Origin of the sequence: Microbulbifer hainanensis, from assembly GCF_014904735.1 — a bacterium.
GTDB lineage: Bacteria > Pseudomonadota > Gammaproteobacteria > Pseudomonadales > Cellvibrionaceae > Microbulbifer > Microbulbifer hainanensis.
Genome location: NZ_JACZCR010000107.1, coordinates 1 through 292, shown reverse-complemented (window position 1 = coordinate 292; position 292 = coordinate 1). Strand labels below are relative to the sequence as shown.

Genomic DNA, 292 nt, shown 5'->3' with positions numbered 1-292 from the left:
GACTGGATGCACGGAGAGCCGTTCGCGCCGGGACCAAAACCGAAACAGGGCTCAATCATTTGACCGTCGCCAGTCCGGATGACCGCTCCGATCTCTTGAAAGCTCTCCAATGAATCGCTCGACGCTACAAAACATCGTCGGAATTCTCATCGCGACCAACCTCGCAACCGGACTGCTCTGGTTGTTTTCCGAGCAGCAGATCGCGACAGTTGGGACAATCGCGGAAAAATACGGTGCCATGATAGGTGCGGTGATAGGCGCCATTGGCGCCTTCGGCGCCGCCGTTTACACC

Annotated in this window: 1 protein-coding gene; it reads left to right on the top strand. The window is 57.2% G+C overall.

The features are described from left to right. Positions 1-109 precede the first annotated feature (109 nt). The coding region (locus IG168_RS20520) for a hypothetical protein (RefSeq protein WP_193166469.1) at positions 110-292 on the top strand (183 nt) is incomplete at its 3' end.